The sequence below is a fragment of the Dongia sp. genome (genome assembly GCF_041906375.1).
Taxonomy (GTDB): Bacteria; Pseudomonadota; Alphaproteobacteria; order Dongiales; family Dongiaceae; genus Dongia.
This window is the reverse complement of record NZ_JAYRJJ010000001.1, coordinates 450,955-469,904: the sequence shown is the minus strand read 5'-3', so window position 1 is coordinate 469,904 and position 18,950 is coordinate 450,955. Positions and strand designations below refer to the sequence as shown.

Annotated in this window: 16 protein-coding genes; 8 read left to right on the top strand and 8 right to left on the bottom strand. The window is 63.9% G+C overall.

Annotated elements, in window-relative coordinates:
- Entirely contained in the window at positions 1-1,020 is a 1,020-nt protein-coding gene (locus ACE3OA_RS02175) for an ABC transporter ATP-binding protein (RefSeq protein WP_374307359.1), read from the top strand.
- Positions 1,017-2,009, top strand: a complete 993-nt coding sequence (locus ACE3OA_RS02170) for an ABC transporter ATP-binding protein (protein ID WP_374307357.1) — start codon at positions 1,017-1,019, stop codon at positions 2,007-2,009. The genes ACE3OA_RS02175 and ACE3OA_RS02170 overlap by 4 nt, the downstream gene beginning before the upstream one ends.
- Before the next feature lie 116 nt (positions 2,010-2,125).
- On the opposite strand, the gene ACE3OA_RS02165 is transcribed toward ACE3OA_RS02170, so the two are convergent.
- Positions 2,126-2,374, bottom strand: a complete 249-nt coding sequence (locus ACE3OA_RS02165; protein WP_374307355.1) for a DUF2312 domain-containing protein — start codon at positions 2,372-2,374, stop codon at positions 2,126-2,128.
- A 223-nt stretch (positions 2,375-2,597) separates the two neighbouring features.
- On the opposite strand from ACE3OA_RS02165, the gene ACE3OA_RS02160 reads away from it, so the two are divergent.
- The 3 genes from ACE3OA_RS02160 (at position 2,598) to ACE3OA_RS02150 (ending at position 5,398) form a co-directional block, all read left to right on the top strand.
- A complete protein-coding gene (locus ACE3OA_RS02160) occupies positions 2,598-3,479 on the top strand; it encodes a DMT family transporter (RefSeq protein WP_374307353.1) in 882 nt (293 codons plus the stop codon).
- 135 nt (positions 3,480-3,614) lie between these two features.
- The gene (locus ACE3OA_RS02155) at positions 3,615-3,947 is read left to right on the top strand and encodes a hypothetical protein (RefSeq protein ID WP_374307351.1); all 333 of its coding nucleotides are present in this window, start codon (positions 3,615-3,617) and stop codon (positions 3,945-3,947) included.
- Positions 3,944-5,398 (top strand): methyl-accepting chemotaxis protein, encoded by a 1,455-nt coding sequence (locus ACE3OA_RS02150; protein ID WP_374307349.1) that lies wholly within the window; start codon positions 3,944-3,946, stop codon positions 5,396-5,398. Before ACE3OA_RS02155 ends, ACE3OA_RS02150 begins: the two co-directional genes overlap by 4 nt.
- 10 nt (positions 5,399-5,408) lie before the next feature.
- Here the strand turns inward: ACE3OA_RS02150 and ACE3OA_RS02145 are convergent, their stop codons facing one another.
- From ACE3OA_RS02145 to ACE3OA_RS02135, 3 genes are read right to left on the bottom strand one after another with little or no spacing between them, the layout of a single operon-like run.
- A complete protein-coding gene (locus ACE3OA_RS02145) occupies positions 5,409-5,705 on the bottom strand; it encodes a DUF1244 domain-containing protein (RefSeq protein WP_374307347.1) in 297 nt (98 codons plus the stop codon).
- 11 nt (positions 5,706-5,716) lie between these two features.
- Positions 5,717-6,844, bottom strand: coding sequence for a carboxylate-amine ligase (locus ACE3OA_RS02140; RefSeq protein ID WP_374307344.1), 1,128 nt, complete (start codon positions 6,842-6,844; stop codon positions 5,717-5,719).
- Positions 6,841-7,644, bottom strand: a complete 804-nt coding sequence (locus ACE3OA_RS02135; RefSeq protein ID WP_374307342.1) for an N-formylglutamate amidohydrolase — start codon at positions 7,642-7,644, stop codon at positions 6,841-6,843. The genes ACE3OA_RS02140 and ACE3OA_RS02135 overlap by 4 nt, the downstream gene beginning before the upstream one ends.
- A gap of 119 nt (positions 7,645-7,763) precedes the next feature.
- On the opposite strand from ACE3OA_RS02135, the gene ACE3OA_RS02130 reads away from it, so the two are divergent.
- From ACE3OA_RS02130 to pyk, 3 genes are all read left to right on the top strand, one after another.
- Positions 7,764-8,663 carry a DMT family transporter gene (locus ACE3OA_RS02130; RefSeq protein WP_374307340.1) on the top strand — a complete coding sequence of 300 codons (900 nt, stop codon included), beginning with the start codon at positions 7,764-7,766 and terminating at the stop codon, positions 8,661-8,663.
- Positions 8,664-8,773: 110 nt separating this feature from the next.
- The gene (locus ACE3OA_RS02125) at positions 8,774-10,033 is read left to right on the top strand and encodes a glycerate kinase (RefSeq protein WP_374307338.1); all 1,260 of its coding nucleotides are present in this window, start codon (positions 8,774-8,776) and stop codon (positions 10,031-10,033) included.
- A gap of 22 nt (positions 10,034-10,055) precedes the next feature.
- Entirely contained in the window at positions 10,056-11,474 is a 1,419-nt protein-coding gene (gene pyk, locus ACE3OA_RS02120; protein WP_374307336.1) for a pyruvate kinase, read from the top strand.
- Between the two features lie 6 nt (positions 11,475-11,480).
- Here pyk and ACE3OA_RS02115 read toward each other — a convergent pair whose 3' ends face one another.
- The 4 genes from ACE3OA_RS02115 to ACE3OA_RS02100 all read right to left on the bottom strand — a co-directional run bounded on the left by ACE3OA_RS02115 (position 11,481) and on the right by ACE3OA_RS02100 (position 18,842).
- The gene (locus ACE3OA_RS02115; RefSeq protein WP_374307334.1) at positions 11,481-14,168 is read right to left on the bottom strand and encodes a DUF2339 domain-containing protein; all 2,688 of its coding nucleotides are present in this window, start codon (positions 14,166-14,168) and stop codon (positions 11,481-11,483) included.
- 116 nt (positions 14,169-14,284) lie between these two features.
- Entirely contained in the window at positions 14,285-14,869 is a 585-nt protein-coding gene (locus ACE3OA_RS02110; protein WP_374307332.1) for a tetratricopeptide repeat protein, read from the bottom strand.
- Positions 14,866-16,599 carry a murein L,D-transpeptidase gene (locus ACE3OA_RS02105; protein ID WP_374307330.1) on the bottom strand — a complete coding sequence of 578 codons (1,734 nt, stop codon included), beginning with the start codon at positions 16,597-16,599 and terminating at the stop codon, positions 14,866-14,868. Before ACE3OA_RS02105 ends, ACE3OA_RS02110 begins: the two co-directional genes overlap by 4 nt.
- Positions 16,600-16,775: 176 nt before the next feature.
- The gene (locus tag ACE3OA_RS02100) at positions 16,776-18,842 is read right to left on the bottom strand and encodes a hydantoinase/oxoprolinase family protein (RefSeq protein WP_374307328.1); all 2,067 of its coding nucleotides are present in this window, start codon (positions 18,840-18,842) and stop codon (positions 16,776-16,778) included.
- Between the last annotated feature and the right edge of the window lie 108 nt (positions 18,843-18,950).

Genomic DNA, 18,950 nt, shown 5'->3' with positions numbered 1-18,950 from the left:
ATGAGCAATGTTCTCGAAGTTACCAAGCTCAACACCGCTTTCTGGACGCCGGAAGGCGATGTGAAGGCGGTCAACGACGTTTCCTTCAGCATCCGGCGCGGGGAAACACTGGGCATCGTCGGTGAATCCGGCTCCGGCAAGAGCCAGATCTTCATGTCGATCATGGGGCTCCTCGCCAGCAACGGAAGGGCCACGGGCTCCGTCAAGGTGGCGGGCACCGAGATCCTGAACGTCCCCACCGCGGAACTGAACAAGATCCGCGGCGCCCGCATGTCGATGATCTTTCAGGATCCGATGACCTCGCTCAATCCTTACCTCACGGTACGCCGGCAGATGACCGAAGTGCTGATGACGCATAAGGGCATGACAGAGGCGGAAGCGGCCGAGGCGTCGATCCGCGTGCTCGACCAGGTGCAGATCCCGGAAGCCCGGCGGCGTATCGGCATGCATCCGCATGAATTCTCCGGCGGCATGCGCCAGCGCGTGATGATCGCCATGGCGCTGCTATGCGGCCCCGAACTGCTGATCGCCGATGAACCCACCACCGCGCTTGATGTGACGGTGCAGGCGCAGATTCTGGAACTGCTCTCGCAGCTCCGGCGCGACACCGGCATGGCCATCGCCCTCATCACCCACGATCTCGGCGTCATCGCCGGATTGGCGGACCGGGTGATGGTGATGTATGCGGGGGCGATCGCCGAGGAAGGCAGTGTCCGCGACATCTTCAAGCGGCCGCAGCATCCCTATACCGAGGGGCTGCTCAAATCCATGCCGCGGCTCGATGCGCATGGCCTGACGCGCCTGGACACGATCGGCGGCCAGCCACCCAACCTGCAGAGCCTGCCCAGCGGCTGCACCTTCCGTGAACGTTGCCCTTATGCTTTCGACCGCTGCGCTGCAGAGCGACCGCTCTTGCGCGAGACCGGTGAAGCCGGGCCCGACGGGTTTTTCAGGGCCAAGGCCTGTCATCTCGAGGAACTGGGCATGGCGAACAAGCCGAAGATCGGGGTGGTGGCATGAGTGCGCCTTTGCTTTCCGTTAATGACCTCAAGGTCCATTTCGACGTCGGCCGCAAGAGCCTGTTCGGTGGCGGCTCGTCCGCCGTCGTCAAGGCGGTGGACGGCGTCTCCTTTGACCTGAAGCCTGGCGAAACCCTGGGCCTGGTGGGCGAATCCGGTTGCGGCAAGTCGACGCTCGGCCGCGCTGTCCTGCGCCTGTTGCCCTTGCGCGGCGGGCGCACGGTATGGTTGGGGCAGGATCTCGCCAAGCTCGAGCCGGACGCCATGCGAAACTTGCGGCGCGAGATGCAGATCATCTTCCAGGACCCGCTGGCGAGCCTCAACCCGCGCATGACGGTCGGACAGATCATCGCCGAGCCGCTCACCACCTTTCAGCCCAATCTCTCGGCCAACGAGGTGAAGGCAAAGGTCAAGGCGATGATGACCAAGGTCGGGCTGCTGCCCAACCAGGTCAACCGCTATCCGCATGAATTTTCGGGCGGACAATGCCAGCGCATCGGCATCGCCCGCGCCATCATCAACAATCCGCGCCTCATCGTCTGCGACGAGCCGGTCTCTGCGCTCGACGTATCGATCCAGGCGCAGATCGTCAACCTGCTGATGGATCTGCAGAAGGAGATGGGCATGTCGCTCATCTTCATCTCCCACAATCTCGCCATCGTGCGGCATATCAGCCACCGGGTGATGGTGCTTTATCTCGGCAAGGTGATGGAAATCGCCGACCGGGATTCGCTCTACAACAACCCGCTCCATCCCTATACCCAGGCCTTGAATTCGGCTGTCCCGGTGCCGGACCCGGATATCGAGCGCAACAAGACGCGCATCGTGCTCAAAGGCGATCTGCCGTCGCCGCTCAATCCGCCCTCAGGCTGCCCGTTCCGCACGCGCTGCCCGAAGGCCACCGAGATCTGCGCCCAGGCGATGCCGGAACTGGTGTCGGCCGGGAAGGATCACATGGTGGCGTGCCACCATGCCGGGCCGGTAGGTTAAATCAATCGTCATCCCCGGGCCTGACCCGGGGATCCAGTGCTGCCGGAGAAAATGAATGCCCGGGTCAAGCCCGGGCATGACGCACTCTATCTGTCAGGAGTTAGGGGGAGTTGCGCTCAGACGACCATGCCGACAGCGCGCATGTAGATGTCGAGCAGTTCTTCCTGCTCGGCGCGGTCGTTGGGTTCCATTTTCCTGAGACGGATGATCTGGCGCATGATCTTGGTGTCGAAGCCGGTGCCCTTGGCCTCGGCATAGACTTCCTTCACATCGTTGGCGATGGCGGCCTTTTCCTCCTCGAGGCGCTCGATGCGCTCGATGAAGGATTTGAGGTGGTCAGCAGCAATGCCACCGGAATCGGCCATGGAACTCTCCTAAAGGGGCGCGGGCGGTTGCCGTGATCGGGCAACGGCGAATCGGTCGGACTCTATCCGCGCCGGGCGGGTGGAACAAGACGCGAAAGCCTGTGGATAACGTGGATAGCGGGGCCATCTTGCGGGCCCCGGCACTTCCGGGCAGAGTGCCGCCCAGAGAGCTGCAGCATTTCTCGGCAGCTGTGGCATTTCTGCCGCCGGAACCGGATTTCCCATGCCTTTCCTTCACATCGCGCTGGCCGTCTTTATCCAGATCCTCTGGGGGCCGATCTATACGCTGGCCAAACCCGCAGTCGAGAGCTGGTTCTCGCCGGTGCTGCTGGTGACCATCGTCTACGGGACCGTGGCGCTGCTGCTGAGCCCCTTCTATCCGCGCGCCAAGACGCCGCGAAAGACACTCTTCCTGCTCGCCTTCTTCGGCGGCACCCTGCAGAGCACCGCGGTCTATTACGCGTTGATGCTGCTGCCCGCATCCATGGCGGTGCTGCTGATGCAGCTGTCCGTGCCGATCGCCATCATCGCCTCCTGGGTGCTGGGGCGTGACAAGCCGAATGTGAAGAACGGCATCGGCGCCCTGCTCTGCCTTGTCGGCGTGATCGTGGTGGTGGGGAAACCGGATGCCACCTCGGACTATCTCGGCATCCTCGCCATGCTGGTCTGCGTCACCTCCTGGGCGACGACGCAGGCCTTCATTCCGATCGTCGCCAAGGATCACGGCACCGCGCTCTATGCCGCCATTGCCCGCTATGCGACACCGCAGATGATCGTGGCGGCGCTGGTGCTGGAACATGGGACGCTGCTTCCCACCATCGAGGCCATTCCGCTGCAGGGATGGCTCGGCGTGCTGGGCATTGCCGCCTTCGGTTTCGCGCTTCCCTATTCGATCTGGTACTGGCTGCTGATGCGCCACCGCGTCGACGAACTGACGCCCTTCACGCTCCTGATGCCGGTCTTCGGGGTCGTGACCGCCACCTGGCAATTGGGCGAGAAACTGTCGGAAAGCATCGTGCTGGGCGGGTCCATCATCCTGGCCGGGCTTGCCGTCGTGGTCTGGCGCGGGAAGCCGAAGGCAGCGCCGATCCCGCCGGCGCAATGAGCTCCGAGCGCAATGCTGCGCCGCAGCAAGGCGGAAATTATTCCGTAACATTAACAATGTCTTTGTAATCGGCAGGTAATCTCCCCCGACAAAACAGCCGTAAAGGCGACAGCGTCAATTCGTCGGGGAGAATAAATGCGCGCGCAATCGACCTCCTGGCGGTGTTGCCTGCCTGCCGCCGCCCTGGCCGTTCTCGGCCTCGGTGCGGTGGCGGTGGTGCGCGTGCTGCCCCAGGCGATTGCTGCCGAACCGGTCGCGGTGTTCGCCTTGAAGGGCGATGCCCTGGCCAGCGTCATTGCGGCCGGCGGGCGCCTGCTCGGCCCTGGCGGCCTGCCTGGCTCCGTCATCGCCATCGGCGACGATCCTCAGTTCACCACACGCCTCTATGCTGCCGGTGCCAGCCTCGTGCTGCGTGCCGATGGCGCCATGGGCTGCGCTCCATCACCTGCTGCAAGGACGAAGACATGAATTCGATCGACGCTCTGCGCGCGCGGGTGGCGCGCATCCTCGCCGTCTATATCTGCCTGCATCTGCCGCTGATTGTCTTGCTGGAATGGCTGGTGGGCGGCGGTGTCGGTTGGCTCTCCGGCCTGGCGCTGGCGGTGACGATCGCCATTGCGGCCTTCACCTGGACGAGTTCCGGCATCAGCCTGCATCTCTTCCTGTCGACGGCCCTGATGCTGATGATCGCGCTCATCGTCGCGGCAATGGAAGGCGATCCCTGGCAGATCGACATCCACATGTATTTCTTCGCCTCGCTCGCCATGCTGACCGCATTCTGCGACTGGCGGGCGATCCTGGCGGCCACCGTCACCATCGCGCTCCATCACCTGCTGCTCAACTTTCTGCTGCCGCTTGCCGTGTTCCCCGGCGGGGCATCCTTCTTCCGCGTCGTGCTGCATGCGGTGATCGTGCTCATCGAAGCCGGTGTGCTCATCTGGGTGTCGCAATATCTGGCACGTGCCCTTTCCAACGCAGCCGTGGCCCTCAGCGAGGCGCAGGACGCCCGCCAGCAGGCCGAGCAGGCCGCCGCCCATGAACGCGAAACCGATGCCCGCGCCAAGGCCGAACAGCGCGCCGTTCTCACGCGCATCGCCAGTGATTTCGAGCGTGCGGTGCAATCGGTGATCAACGAGGTGACGGCTCGCACGGGCCAGGCGGCAACGCTGGCCGACGGCATGACCTCGGTCGCTCGCGACAATGCGGCAAAGGCGGCGCAGGCCGCCGAAGCCTCGGGCGCAACCACGGGTGATGCACAGGCGATCGCGGCTGCGGCGGAAGAATTGACCGCCTCGGTGGCCGAGATCCAGCGCCAGGCGCAGCGCTCCAACGAGATCACCGCGCGCGCGGTCGAACAGGCAAGCGTCACCTCATCATCGGTGGCGGAACTGACCTCCGCCGCGCAGAAGATTGGCGACATCATCCATCTCATCAACGATATCGCCAGCCAGACCAATCTCCTCGCCCTCAACGCCACGATCGAGGCGGCCCGCGCTGGCGAGGCCGGCAAGGGCTTTGCTGTGGTGGCCGGCGAGGTGAAATCGCTGGCCGGCCAGACCGCCAAGGCAACCGACGAAATCTCGGCCCAGATCAACGCCATCCAGGTAGCAACCGGCAAGTCGGCCGAAGCCATCCGCTCGATTTCCGACATCATCGGCGAGATCAGCGGCATCGCCCAGGAGATCAGTTCGTCGGTCGAACAGCAGAATCAGGCCACCCGCGAAATCGCCAGTTCGGCACAGAGTGTTTCGGTGCGGACCGGGGAGACGACGCAGATCATCAGCGGCGTGCAGGAAGTGGCAAACGATACCGGCTCGACCGCGACCGAGGTCTCGTCCGCCGTGCAGAGCCTGGTCGCGCAATCGACCCATCTGCAGGATGAAGTGAGCAAGTTCCTGCGGTCCCTGCCGACCAGTTAGAACCGGCCGGCTAGTCCTTCGGCTTGTTCTGCTCGAAGGCGGCCTTCTTGTCGGCCGAAGCTTCGGCCTGGTACCTGGCCTTCCATTCGTCATAGGGCATGCCATAGACGATCTCGCGCGCAGCGGGGTCGTTTATGGCAACGCCCCTGGCTTCGCCCGCCTCGCGATACCAGCGCGACAGGCAATTGCGGCAGAAGCCGGCCAGATTCATCAGGTCAATGTTCTGGACATCGGTGCGCTCGCGCAAATGCTGCACCAGGCGGCGGAAGGCAGCCGCTTCGAGCTCGGTCTTGGTTTTCTCGTCCATCTGGCGATCCTTTAGAAAGTCGTCGTTTCGTCAATGAGCCGGTCGACCACGCGCTGCAGCGCCGCCCGCGGCTCGAGACCGGATTGTATCGCCGCATTATAGATCGCCAGCTGCCGGTGCGCACTGGTACCGCGATCGAGGATGGTGCGGGCGTGCTCCAATTCCATGGAACAGCCGAAAAAGGCCGCATCCTCGGCAAGGAGATCGACCAGTTCCTCGATGAGATCGCGCATCGGCACGATGCGGCCCTTGCCGAAATCGACGAGCCCCTCGTCGATGCCATAGCGCTGCGCGCGCCAGCGGTTTTCGTTGATCAGCATGGCGGCATAGCGGCGCCAGCGCTGGTTGCCCCGGCGCAGGCGATAGAGCATGCGCAGGATGCAGCGATACATGGCCGCGATGCACAGCGTGTCGTCGAGCAAGGTGCAGGCATCGGAGATGCGCATTTCCAAGGTGGGAAAACGCGCCGAGGGGCGCAAGTCCCACCACAATTTGCTGCCGTCCTCGATCAGGCCGGCACTGACCAGCACGTCGAGATGCCGTTGATACTCGCCGAAGGAATCGAAAATCTCCGGCAGGCCTGTGCGCGGCAATTCGTTGAATACCGCCAGACGGTATGATTTGAGGCCCGTATCGGCCCCGCGCCAGAAAGGCGACGAGGTGGAAAGCGCCAGCAGGTGCGGCAGGAAATAACTCGCCTGGCTCATCAGATCGATGCGCAGTTCCGGGTCTTCGATACCGACATGGACATGCATGCCGCAGATAAGCAGGCGCCGCACCGGCCCGCCGATATCGCGGGCCAAGGCGTTGTAACGTTCCTTGTCGGTATGCTTCTGCCCGCCCCAATCGGCGAAAGGATGGGTCGAGGCGGCGACGATAGCGAGGCCATGGCGCCCGGTGACCTCGGCCAAGGTACGGCGGAAACGCGTGAGCTGAGATCTGGCCTCGCCCAGCGATGCGCAGATGCCGGTGCCGATCTCGATCTGCGAACGCATGAATTCAGGGCTGACATGCAGCCCCAGGGCTGCCTGCGCCTCGGCGAACAGGTCGGGATGCGGATCGGCGACCAGATCCCGCGTCACGCGATCGACCAAGAGATATTCCTCCTCGATCCCCAGCGTGAAAGCAGGCTCAGTCATTTCTTGACCGGCGGAAAGAGGACCGGATCGATCAGCAGTCCTTTCAGGGCCGTTTCCAGCTTGGCAGTCCAGCGGTTGACGCCGGAATCATCGCTGATGAGGTCCTGGCGAATCTCGATCAGGGCATGCGGCAGGCCCTGCGCCTCGGCATGGGCAATGATCGAAAAGCCATGCTCGTCACGGCCCGAATAGGGCTCATTGTCGCCGACGACGACATGCGGCAGCTGCGCCAGCCGCTGCATCAATGGAATCGGCAGGCGCGGGTCGCGGTTCCACAGTACCCCGAAATGCCACGGCCGCTTGAAGCCATTCATGACCGGCGTGAAGCTGTGCAAGGACAGAATGGCCGGCATCTGGCCGGATTCCCGTTTCTTCTTGATGAGATCAGCCACGGCGAAGTGATAGGGCTTGAAGATCTCGTCGGCCCGGCGGGCGCGTGCCAATGGATCGAGGCCGCGATTGCCCGGAACCACGATGCGGTCGGATTCCTGGGCGATCGAGGTCGGGTCGTCGAGCCGACGGTTGCAATCGATCACCAGGCGCGAATAGTTGGCCAGAGCGCAGGGCGCATCGAGATTGCGCGCGAGGATCGCGGCCACATTGGCAATGCCGATATCCCAGGCGATATGCTGGTCGAGTTCCGATGGCGTGAGCCCCAAGGGCCCCAGCTTGCGCGGGAAGGCGCGGCCCGCGTGGTCGCAGAACATGACCAGCGGTGCCTGGCCGTTTTCGTTGAGTAGTGTGAAGGGGGGCGGATCGCCCGGCCCCAGAAGCCGCTCGGAAGCTTTGTCTAGAGACATGGTCTCGTCATGCGTTTCATGCAATTGACCCCAATTCGGCGCCAGCATAGAAGAGGCGGCAACATCTGTCATCCGACCTCGCCCAGGGCAATCCGCCAGAACAGCCAGCCAAATTCATCATGAAATCAGGCCATTCCGCCGATCGTTTCGCCTTGCCCATCCTGATCCTGGGCGCGGTCATGATCTCCTTTTCCGGCATCTTCGTAAAACTGTCGGAAGTCGGCCCGACCATGACCGGCTTCTACCGCATGTTCCTGGCGCTGCCCTTCTTTGCGATCTGGGTCTTCAGCCACCGGCCACCGCGGACATCGACCGCGGCGGAGCGACGGCGGGCCTTCAAGATCACCGGCTTTGCCGGCTTCTCCCTCGCCGTCGACCTCATCGCCTGGCATTGGTGCCTGCAATTCGCCAGCGTCGCCGCGGCGACATTGATGGGCAACACCGCGCCGCTCTGGGTCGCCGCTGCCGGCTTCCTGTTCTTCGGCGAACGTTTCGGCCTTCGTTTCCTGCTCGGCATGGCGGCGGCCTTCGGTGGCGTCTGGCTGCTGCTGGCCGGCGGCGAGAAGCCGCTCGACATTCATGACAGCCTCGCCTTCATCCTCGGCATGATCGGCGCCATCACCTATGCCGGCTATTTGCGCGGCGGCAAGGAAGCCCGCCGCCATCTCAGCACCGCCGAAGTCATGTTGTGGGGTTCGCTCACCGCGAGCCTGATCCTGCTGCCGGTTGGCCTGCTGACCGAGGACCGGATCCTGCCGCAAAGCTGGACCGGCTGGTGCGCTGTTCTGGGCCTGGCCCTTGTCAGCCAAACCATTGGTCAGAGCCTGATCAATTGGGCGGTAGCCCATCTGCCGGCCGCGTTCTCATCCCTCACCCTCCTCATCAACCCGCTGGCCTCGGCCATTTTCGCCTGGATCCTGCTCGGTGAGGGCCTCAGCCTGTGGCAGATCCTCGGCGGAGTGATTGTTCTGGTCGGCATCTTCATGGCCAAACCGGCACCGGCCGCGCCCGCCGAATAGCCACACTTTCGCCGATCTCCGCCGCAGAACGGCGCAAAGGCGTCGCCGCCCTGCTTGACCCCCGGGGGGCGGCGTTTTTACTGTCCCAGCAACATCGTCAGGGGAAAACCGTGAGCGCCACCGAAACCGAGTTGTTGAAGCGGATGTTCGCCGCTGCCGTCGCCGCCGTCGATCCGTTGCAGATCCTGGTGCCGCATCTGCCGCCGCGCCCTAAGGGCCGCGTCGTCGTCGTGGGCGCTGGCAAGGCGGCTGCCGCCATGGCCAAGGCGGTCGAGACCACCTGGAAAGGCGACATCGACGGACTGGTGGTCACCCGCTATCAGCACGGCCTGCCCTGCCGCTCGATCGAAGTGGTGGAAGCTTCGCATCCGGTACCGGATACGCAAGGTCAGGAAGCGGCGCGGCGCATCCTTGCCAAGGTGCGTGACCTCAGCGCCGATGATCTGGTGCTCTGCCTCATTTCCGGTGGCGCCTCGGCGCTTCTCGCAGTCCCCGGCGACGGACTGACCCTGGCCGACAAACAGGCAGTCAACAAGGCGCTCCTCAAATCCGGCGCCAACATCGCCGAGATGAACTGTGTGCGAAAGCACCTCTCCGCGATCAAGGGTGGGCGTCTGGCGGCGGCGGCCCATCCGGCCAAGGTCGTGACCCTGCTCATCTCCGACGTTCCGGGCGACGACCCCTCGGTCATCGGCTCCGGCCCGACGGTGGCCGACCCTTCAACCCGGGAGGATGCTATCGCCGTCTTTGCCAAATATGGGATCGAGATGCCCGCGGCGGCGAAGGCCTATCTGGAAAGCCCCGCTTGCGAGACGCCAAAACCCGGTGACGCGCGTTTAGCAAATTGCGAAACACGGATGCTGGGTACACCCCAGAACGCCCTCGATGCCGCCGCCAAGGTGGCCGAGGCGGCAGGTTTCCGCCCCGTGATCCTCGGTGACCTGGAGGGCGAGGCGCGCGACGTGGCATTGGTGCATGCCGGAATTGCCCGGCAGATCGCCAAGCACAGCCAGCCGGCCCCAGCCCCCGTGGCCCTCATTTCCGGCGGCGAAACGACGGTAACCGTGCGCGGCAAGGGCCGTGGTGGCCGCAATGCCGAGTTTCTGCTGGCGCTCGCCGTGGCGCTCGGCGGTCATCCGGGAATCTATGCCGCTGCCGGCGACAGCGACGGAATTGACGGGACCGAGGACAATGCCGGCGCCCTGCTGACCCCCGACAGCATCGCGCGGGCCGCCGATAAGGGCTTGAGTGCCAAGGCCATGCTGGCCAACAATGACGGCTACGGATTCTTCTCGGCCCTTGGCGACCTGATCGTCACAGGACCGACACGAACCAACGTCAATGATATCCGCGTCATCCTGATCAAATAATAAGAAAGAACCGGTTCAGCTCATGAGACGACAGCGCAAGGCCAAGATCGTTGCCACCCTCGGACCAGCAACCTCCTCGCAGGCGGAGATCGAAGCCCTGTTCCTTGCCGGGGTTGACGTGTTTCGCCTCAACTTCTCCCATGGCAGCCACGCGGACCATAAGAAGCGTTACGACGTTATCCGCGGCATCGAGCAGGCGACCAAGCGCCCAATCGGCGTGCTGGTGGATCTGCAGGGGCCGAAACTGCGCGTCGGCCAGTTCGAGAAAGGCTCGGTCGTTCTGGAGGCTGGACAGAAATTCCGCTTCGACCTCGACCCGACATTGGGTGACGAATGGCGCGCGCCGCTGCCGCATCCTGAAATTCTGACGGCCCTGAAGCCCGGCGTCACCCTGCTGCTCGATGACGGCAAGCTGCGCATGCGCGTGTGCAAGGTGGCCAAGGATGCCGCCGAATGCGAGGTCGAGATCGGCGGCAAGCTCTCTGACCGCAAGGGCGTCAACGTGCCGGACGTCGTCCTGCCGCTCTCGCCGCTGACCAAAAAGGATCGCACCGACCTCACCTTTGCCCTCGATCTCGGCGCCGACTGGATTGCCCTGTCCTTCGTGCAACGCCCCGAAGATGTGGCCGAGGCGCGCAAGCTGATCGCCGGCCGCGCCCGCATCATCTCGAAGCTGGAAAAGCCCGCAGCCATCGAACGCCTAGACGAGATCGTCGAACTCTCGGACGCCATCATGGTGGCGCGCGGCGATCTCGGCGTCGAAATGCCGGCCGAGGATGTGCCGGGCCTGCAGAAGCGCATCATCGCCGCCTGCCGCCTGGCCGGGAAGCCGGTGGTGGTAGCGACGCAGATGCTGGATTCCATGGTCAACGCGCCGACACCGACCCGCGCCGAGGCGTCCGACGTCGCCACCGCCGTTTATGACGGTGCCGATGCGGTCATGTTGTCGGCGGAAACCGCCAGCGGGCAGTTCCCGCTGGAATCGGTCGCCATGATGAACCGCATCGCCGAGCGCGTGGAACGCGACCCCTTCTATCGCCGCATCCTGGAGGCCCAGCGCCTCGACCATGCCGCGACGGAATCCGACGCCATCAGCCAGGCGGCGGCGCAGGTAGCGCAGACGCTCTCAGCCTCGGCCATCGTCAGTTATACGACGTCCGGCTCGACCGGCTTGCGCATGGCGCGCGAGCGGCCGGCGGTGCCGATCATGTGCCTGACCTCAAAGCTCGAAACGGCGCGCAACATGGCCCTGGTCTGGGGCACTCATTGCGTGGTGACGGCGGATCTGAAGCGCTTCTCCGAGATGGCTGAGAAGGCCACCCGCATTGCGCTCCGCGAAGGGTTTGCCAAAGCCGGCGAACGCATCGTGGTGACCGCCGGCGTGCCGCTGGGCACACCGGGCTCGACCAACATCCTGCGCGTGGCCTGGGTCGAAGAGTAGCCGTGGCTACGCCTTCACCTTGAACAGGATGCGCTGGTAGAGATAGCCGATACCGATGAGCGCCACGCCGAGGCCGAGGAAGCTTGCGACCCGGTAGAGGCCGGTGAGGTCGGAAGCGTCGACCAGTCCAACCTTCAGGACCGTGAGCAATACGACTGCGGCCGAGGCATAGCGCAGGGCCTGCGAGCGCATCTTCACACCCAGACCCAGCAAAGCCACGCCATAGAGCGTCCAGGCGGCCGAATAGCCGTAGAGTTCGGGGTCCGTGATGTTGCTGCCGCCGAAGAGCGAGACAGCGATGATCTCGCCATGGGCCAGCTGGCGCACGATCAGGCTGACACAGACGAAGCCCAGGAAAAGGCCGTAAACCCCGGCAACCCGGTAGCCGATGCGCCCCTTCTGACCCAGATCGATCCGGCGCATGAGGGTCCCGGCAAAAGCCAGGAGCAGCAGGCAGGGCACGCCATAGATGAGCGAAATGCGGTTGAGGATCGGCATAGCGCCGACATAGATGTAGTTGAACAGCGGGTGCTCGAAGAAGAGCGGGAACACCAGCAGCCACAGGCCGGCGATGCCAGCGACGACCAGCGCCGCGTCATAGAGCACCGGCGATTTGCGACGATCGCCAATGGGCAGCAGAAGATGCACGACGATCAGCCAGGCAATGGCTTGGACGCCATGTGCGATAAAGTCTGCATCCGGCACCTCGAGATGCGCATAAAAATGGTCGATCTCGAGGCCGAGCAGGCCAAAGCCAAGTGCCGCGGCCATCACCTGCAAGGTGCGACGCAGTTTCTGTTCGACCGTCTCGGTGAGGAGATAGGCGGTCACGATAAAGCCGACGAGCGGAATACCCATGCCGTAAAGCAGCCAGTTGAAGATCAGCGTGTCGCCGGCCGGGAAACCTGAGAACCAGATGCCGCCCAGGATGAGCGCCATGCCGACCCAGAGGGCACGGCGCAGCCACGGAATATCGAGACGGTTGGCAACCCAGGCGACGATCGGCAGTTCCAGCGACCAGGCGACCGCGACCCAGGAATTTTCCAGCTGCATCGGGATGGCGATGGCGATGAAGCCGGAAACGGCCAGGCAATGCAGGGCGAAGGCGCCGACATAATGCGAATCCGACCGGCGCAGATGATCTAGGCGTTGCGCCAGGCCCATATGGATCGCCGCAAGCCCCACGGAAAGGATCGGCCAGCTGAGGAGATATTGATGCTCCCGCAGCTGCCAATAGGCACCGCCGAAAATGAAGCCGGAACCCAGCGTGGACAAGGCCGCCCAGCGCGCCGGATGCTTGGCACCATGGGCGAAATACCAGCCGCCGAACAGCAGGAAGCCACCAAAGATGAGTCCCACCAGCATCATCTCGCCGCTGCGATCGATCATGGCGGCGCTGGCATAGTCCCAGGTCGAGGCCGGCCACAGCGCATAGGCGCCGATGAGAAGGGCGGTGCCGATATAGGCCGGTACATCTTCCGCCACCCAGCGGCGCGCCGCCACGAGATGGCTTGCCGCCAGAATGAGCGCGAACGCCCAGTTGAGCGAGGCATAATCTGTCGCGGCAAGGAGGAAGGCCATCAACGCAAAGCAGGCGACCGAGATGCCGCGCGTGGTCCACAGCATCTCGAATGAGCGCAAGGCGCCACCACGCGATTCCAGCGCCCAGATCGCGGTCCATGAGGTGGCAATGAGAAAGAGCGGAATGGCGTAATCACCGACCATGCCGTGGTCGAAGCCCACGACGGAGATGGTGAAGGCTGCCCAGAGCAGACCGCCGGCATCGGCGATCGCCGCCTGGTACCACCAGCCGCGCTTGTTGAGAAGAGTGAGCCCGCCCAGCTGCAGCAGATAGAGGAAGCCGAAGAGAACCGGCAGGTTCGGTTCGCCCGAGGAAACAAAGAGCGGCGTCAGGAAGCCACCGGCAAAGGCCACAAGGGCCACAAAGGGACCTTCGCGCAGGGCCAGGCCGATGGCGGCAAAAGTAAGGGCAGCCAATACGACGAAGGCGAAGGCTGTCGGAAGGAGATCGTAGAGTGCCGTTGCCGAGAAAAGACTGGCATAGAGAACGGCAACCGACGCCGCCGTGAGTGCCTGACCCAGATTGTTGGATTGCGTCCGCATCCATTGCGCGACACCCAACAGGACAAGGCCGAAGACGATGCCGAGCCCGACGCGCACCGCCGGCGACAGCCAACCCTGCTCGATCGAATATTTGACCAGGAAGATGCCGGCTAGGGCCAGCGCAATGCCACCCAGCCAGCCATAGATGCGCCCGCCAAGGCGACCTTCGAAATCCTTCGGTGCCGCCGATTCCGGTACCACCGGTGCCGCATCGACCACAGGCTCGGGATCGACTTCGACCAGGACTGTCGGGACGGACACGAAATCGGACGGCGAGCCGCTCATTTCGACCGGCTGCTCGACCGGCACTTCCGGCGGAATCTCGATCGGTGTCTCGGTTGCGATTTCCGGAGCGACGACCGAGGTGACGATGGCTGCTTCCGCAGACGCTTCTGAAGGCTGGGCCTGCCTCTTCAAAAGGGCCATTTCCTGGCGCAGCGCCGCAAGCTCACGCTCCAGCCGCAGGCCCCGACGCCAGGAGATGAACGAGACAAACGGCATGACCAGGATGGCAAAGCCACCAAAGACAATGCCGAAAAGGCTGAACAGAATCTCGAAAACCTCGTCCATGGACCGAATCCTTAACGGAAAGGGAGTTGCAGCCAGATTAGCACACGGAACCGGCCGGTGACGGCGCGGCTGTGCGAGAGCGATTCACATCGCTGGCTCTGGAAGCGAGGGAGAAATCAGTTGGCGCTTATCTGCCAGGCCTGAAGCAAGGCTTGCGCGCGGGTCTTCTCTTCCGCGCTCATTTCGCCGGCCAGCTGGTTGGACAGTGCCTGGCATTCCGGGTCACCCTGCCTGGCGCAGAGAGCGGCATAGAGAAAGCTCTGTGCCAGATCGCGCGGCACGCCCAGGCCGCCATAGAAACGTTGCGCCATGAAACGCTGCGACTGGCGCACATTCTGATTGGCGGCCCGCAACAGCCAATATGAGGCCTTCATCTCGTCTTGCGGGACGCCGGTGCCGGTCGCATAGAGCGCGCCGATCTGGGCCCGCGCCCGGGCATTGCCGCCGCCGGCCGCCTTTTCCAGCCAGATCGCCGCCTGGGCCGGGTCCTGCGGCACGCCGTGTCCATCGAGATACATCTGGCCGATGGCAGCCTGTGCCGAGGGCTGGCCGGCTTCCGCCAGGGGCATGAACTCCTGCAGGGCCGTGGCGTAATCGCCAGCCTCATAAGCCTTGAGACCAGCAACGCCATCGGCCCGGGCCAATGGCGTTGCAAGAACTGAAAGCGTCAGAACCGCCCAGGCGGCAAGGCCGTGTCTCATTTGCCGCGACCCTCGTGCAGGTTCGTCTTCTGCGGCAAGGATGCCGGCACCTGGTTCGAGGCGACGAGCTGCTCGGTGATGCCGCTCGGCAGGTCCGGCAGATCGTCGTAGGAATAGGCGTCCTTGCGGAACTGCATGACGCCGTCCTCGTCGACCCAGGCAGTCATATAGGTGATATGCACCGGCAGCGGGTTCTGCAGCTTGACCAGGGTTGTCTTGGCGGTCTTCAGCACCTCGTCGATGCGCGCGGCCGGCCATTCCGGATCGTCCTTCAGCACGAATTTCGCGAGATCGATCGGCTTCTCGGTGCGCACACAGCCGGAACTGAAGAAGCGGTCCTGCTTATCGAACAGCTTCACCGTGGGGGTCCCGTGCAGGAACACCGCATGATCGTTGGGGAAGTCGAACTTCACCGGGCCCAAGGCGTTTTCCGGACCGGGCGCCTGGCGCAGCGTGTAGGGGAAGTTGCCCGGGCCGACCGAATGCCAGTCGATCGCATAGGGACTGACCACATTGCCGCTGCGGTCATAGATGGTGAACCCCTTGGCCTCGAGGAAGCCGGGATTGTTGCGTTCGCGCTTCACTTCGTCGATGGCGGCGATCTTGGCCGGTGCCGTCCAATCCGGATTGAGCTTCACGGTATGGATGACGGAGGACAGCGTCGGTGATTTCCGTTCCAGCTTGCCGAAGATGGCCTTGGTATAGAAGGTCACCTTGCCGCCTTCGATCACCTTCACTTCCTGCGAGGGGATGTTGGCGATGAGGTGACGCGGCTCGAAGCTCGGACCCTCGGCGCGCATGCGTTCGAGGTTGAGGAGAATCTGGCGCACGCGATCCTCGGCGCTTACATTCATCTCTTCGATGGTGCGCGCCCCGATGACGCCGTCATCGTTGAGGCCGTGATTGCGCTGGAAGAGCTCGACCGCCGCCACCAGCTTCGGGTCGTAGACATCCCCGCTGGCCATATCGGCCGCCGCCAGCTCGCCGGTGACGCTGAGGCGCGCCCGGATGGCGTTGACCACCGCATTGCTGTTGCCCGGTTCAAGCTTCTTGACACTGGGCACGCGCGGCCAACCGCCGCGCTCCAGATAAGCCACCTGCTTGGGCAAATAATTGGCCATCGCCCAGAAGCGGTAATAGGTCGGCAATTGCTCGTCGAGCAGATCCTTGGCCGCGACATCGCCCTTGCCCAGCGCATCGCTGATCTCGTTCATCACCAGCGCGCCGCGTTCATCCGCTTCGCCAAGACTGGTGGTGGCATCGACGGCCGTTCCGATAAAGGCCGCCGCCAGCATCGCCTCGGCATGCGCCTGCGTTTCTGGCGAGTTTGGAAGCGGCAAGGTGGCGACTGCGCCGACAACCGCTGCCGGAATCTGCAAGCCCGACGCCACCGCCAACGGCAGGCGGTCATGGAATTGCTGGCCGAGAGCAGAAAGGCCGGTCGGCGTGGTAAAGAGCGCCAAACCGCCATTCTCGGCATAGAAATTCAATAGACCGGCCCAGTCGACCGGCACGCCGTCGAAGAGCGGGTCCTTGGCCAGGGCCATCAGCGCGTCGTCGAGGCCGGCAACATGCAGCAGGGCCGGAGCAACGGTCGAGGTTCCGGCCGGGGCCGGCAAGTTCGATTGCAGGTCGTCGCGCCGCTCGGCCAACGCCGGCTGGCTGAAGCCAATAGAAAGGGCGATGGCCAGAAGCGAGGCCGAATGCACCGATTTGATCCAGGAAGTCATGTCAATTTCATCCCAATTACGTCATGCGGCGGCATTCGCCGCAGCTTGTCGTCCCCTGCTATATATGAGCAGGAATGGGCCGTCAGTACCAGTCCCGCGACCATGTGATGCGGCTCACGCGGGGCAAGCCGGATCGGCGTTAGGTGTGACCAAACGCACAGTGTCGGCAGGAAAAATCACCCCTGCGCCAGAGCCGGGCGTCCGAAAGCTGTCACCGAAACCAGAGATTCCATGAAAATCCGCAGGCCGCCCGGCTGCTCGAAGACCTTGTCGTCGCGCTCGTGCGACAGCTCGATATCGCTGGCGCCGGCTTTCTTGGCGAGTGCTCCGGCTTCGGCTGCCGCCGTTTCGCGCGCAAAGGCCGCGGCGGCTTCAAGGTCGATGAAGTCCTTCAATCCGCTGGGCAGATGGGCCCGGAAGACGCCCTCGGTCGGCTGTGTGATGGTGATGGCGACGCGCTGCATGACACCGCCCGCTACCGCACCCACCGCATTCGACACGTCGGCATGCGGCGGAATGATCAACTCGGTGCGCAGGCGCCGGGCGATCTCACCGTAATAGGATCCCACCGGGGCGCCGATCGCCACCAACGGGAAATTGAGTTTCAGCGCCACATCGATGAGGGCGCTGCGCTCCTGTGCGGCGTGCAGCGACCGGTCGACCAGATAGCGGCCGAGCGTGCCCCAATGATGATGATCGATGCCGGCCTGTTCCGCGATCGAGGTTTCAAGGATGACGCGGCCGGATTGCAGCACCACCTGTTCGACGATCGCCTCAGCCAGCGCCTTGCCATCGGCGGGCGGCACCCAGCCGGCATGCGGCGCCCGGCGCAGGAAGAGTTCCGCGCCGATCACTGCCGCCTCGACACTCCAACTCGTCTGCCGGCCCAGCACATGGGCGGCATCTGAGGGCGTGAGACCACTGATGATGACAAGGCCCCGGTCGACCAGGCGCGCGAGGTTACGGCCAATGGCCGGGCTGAAGATGAGATCGGCCAGGGCCACCGGCCCGTCGCCCAGCGCCTCCCAGACCTTCATCTGACCTTCGCTAAGGCCCTCGGCGCCGGTATCGAGCGGGCGCTGCCGCAAGGCAAACTGGCCCCGATAGGCCATCATCTCTTCTGACGCCAGCTGCGCGCGCAGCGTATCGAGCACCTTGGGGTAGAGATGCGCGAGCAGGCTCAGGGCCACAACGCGGCGCGGCCCGACCATGAAGCCGTGATGTTCGTCGATGCGCACTTCGCTGTCGCCGCCAAGGCCATAGGTGTGGACGGCAACCGCCTCCACCATCGTGCGCCAACCGCCGACGACGGCGCCTTCCTTGTTGAGGACCGGACGGCCGTCGCGCAGCATCGCGATATCGGTGGTGGTGCCACCCATGTCCGACACCATCACCGTATCGGCGCCGGAGAGATGCCGGGCGCCGACCAGACTGGCGGCGGGACCTGAAAGAATGGTCTCGACCGGACAGGTAAGTGCCACCTGCTGGTCGATGAGCGAGCCGTCGCCCTTCACCACCATCAGCGGCGCCTTGATGCCCTGTTCCGCCAACAGGCCGCTCACCGCACGAATGAGCTGCTGCAATTGCGGGATGAGGCGGGCGTTGAGGGCCACGGTGAGCGCCCGGCGCGGTGCATCGAGCTTGGAGGTGAGTTCATGGCCGCAGCTCACCGGCCTGTCGGTCAGATCGCGGATCATCTGCCGGACAGCGATTTCATGCGCCGGGTTGCGCACCGAGAAATAGCCGGAAACAGCAAAGGCGGCGACCTTGGGTGCATGCGCCAGGATGGCAGCGCGGATCGTTTCGACGTCGAGCGGTGCCTGCTCATCCCCGGTCGGCTTGTGGCCGCCCGCGGCAAAGACCACCGGGTCAGATCCCAGCGCCTGCTTCAATCCCGCGCGCTCCAGGGACTTTACGTCATAGCCGAGGAGAATGAGGCAGATCGGCGCGCCGTGACCTTCGACGATGGCATTGGTCGCCAATGTCGTCGACATCGAGACCAGGGCGATATCGGCGGCCTGGGTACCTTGCGGGAGATGCGGCAGCACCGCTTCGATGGCACCTTTGAGGCCGATCGCGAGATCGTGTTTGGTGGTCAAGGATTTGGCGCTGGCCAGCACACCCCCGTGGAGAATGGCAGCATCGCTCGGGGCCTGCCCGTTCTTGGACGATGCCTTCGCCTGATCGAACAACACGGCATCGGTGTAGGTGCCACCAGTATCCAGGCCAAGCAAAATGGGCACGATCGATCCTCGTAAGCGGTTGACTGTCGATAGTTGAGTGGATTGCTCAGATTTGACATGGATATGGCTTGAACGGGCCGGCCGGGTCAAGCCACGGGGCGGCGCAAA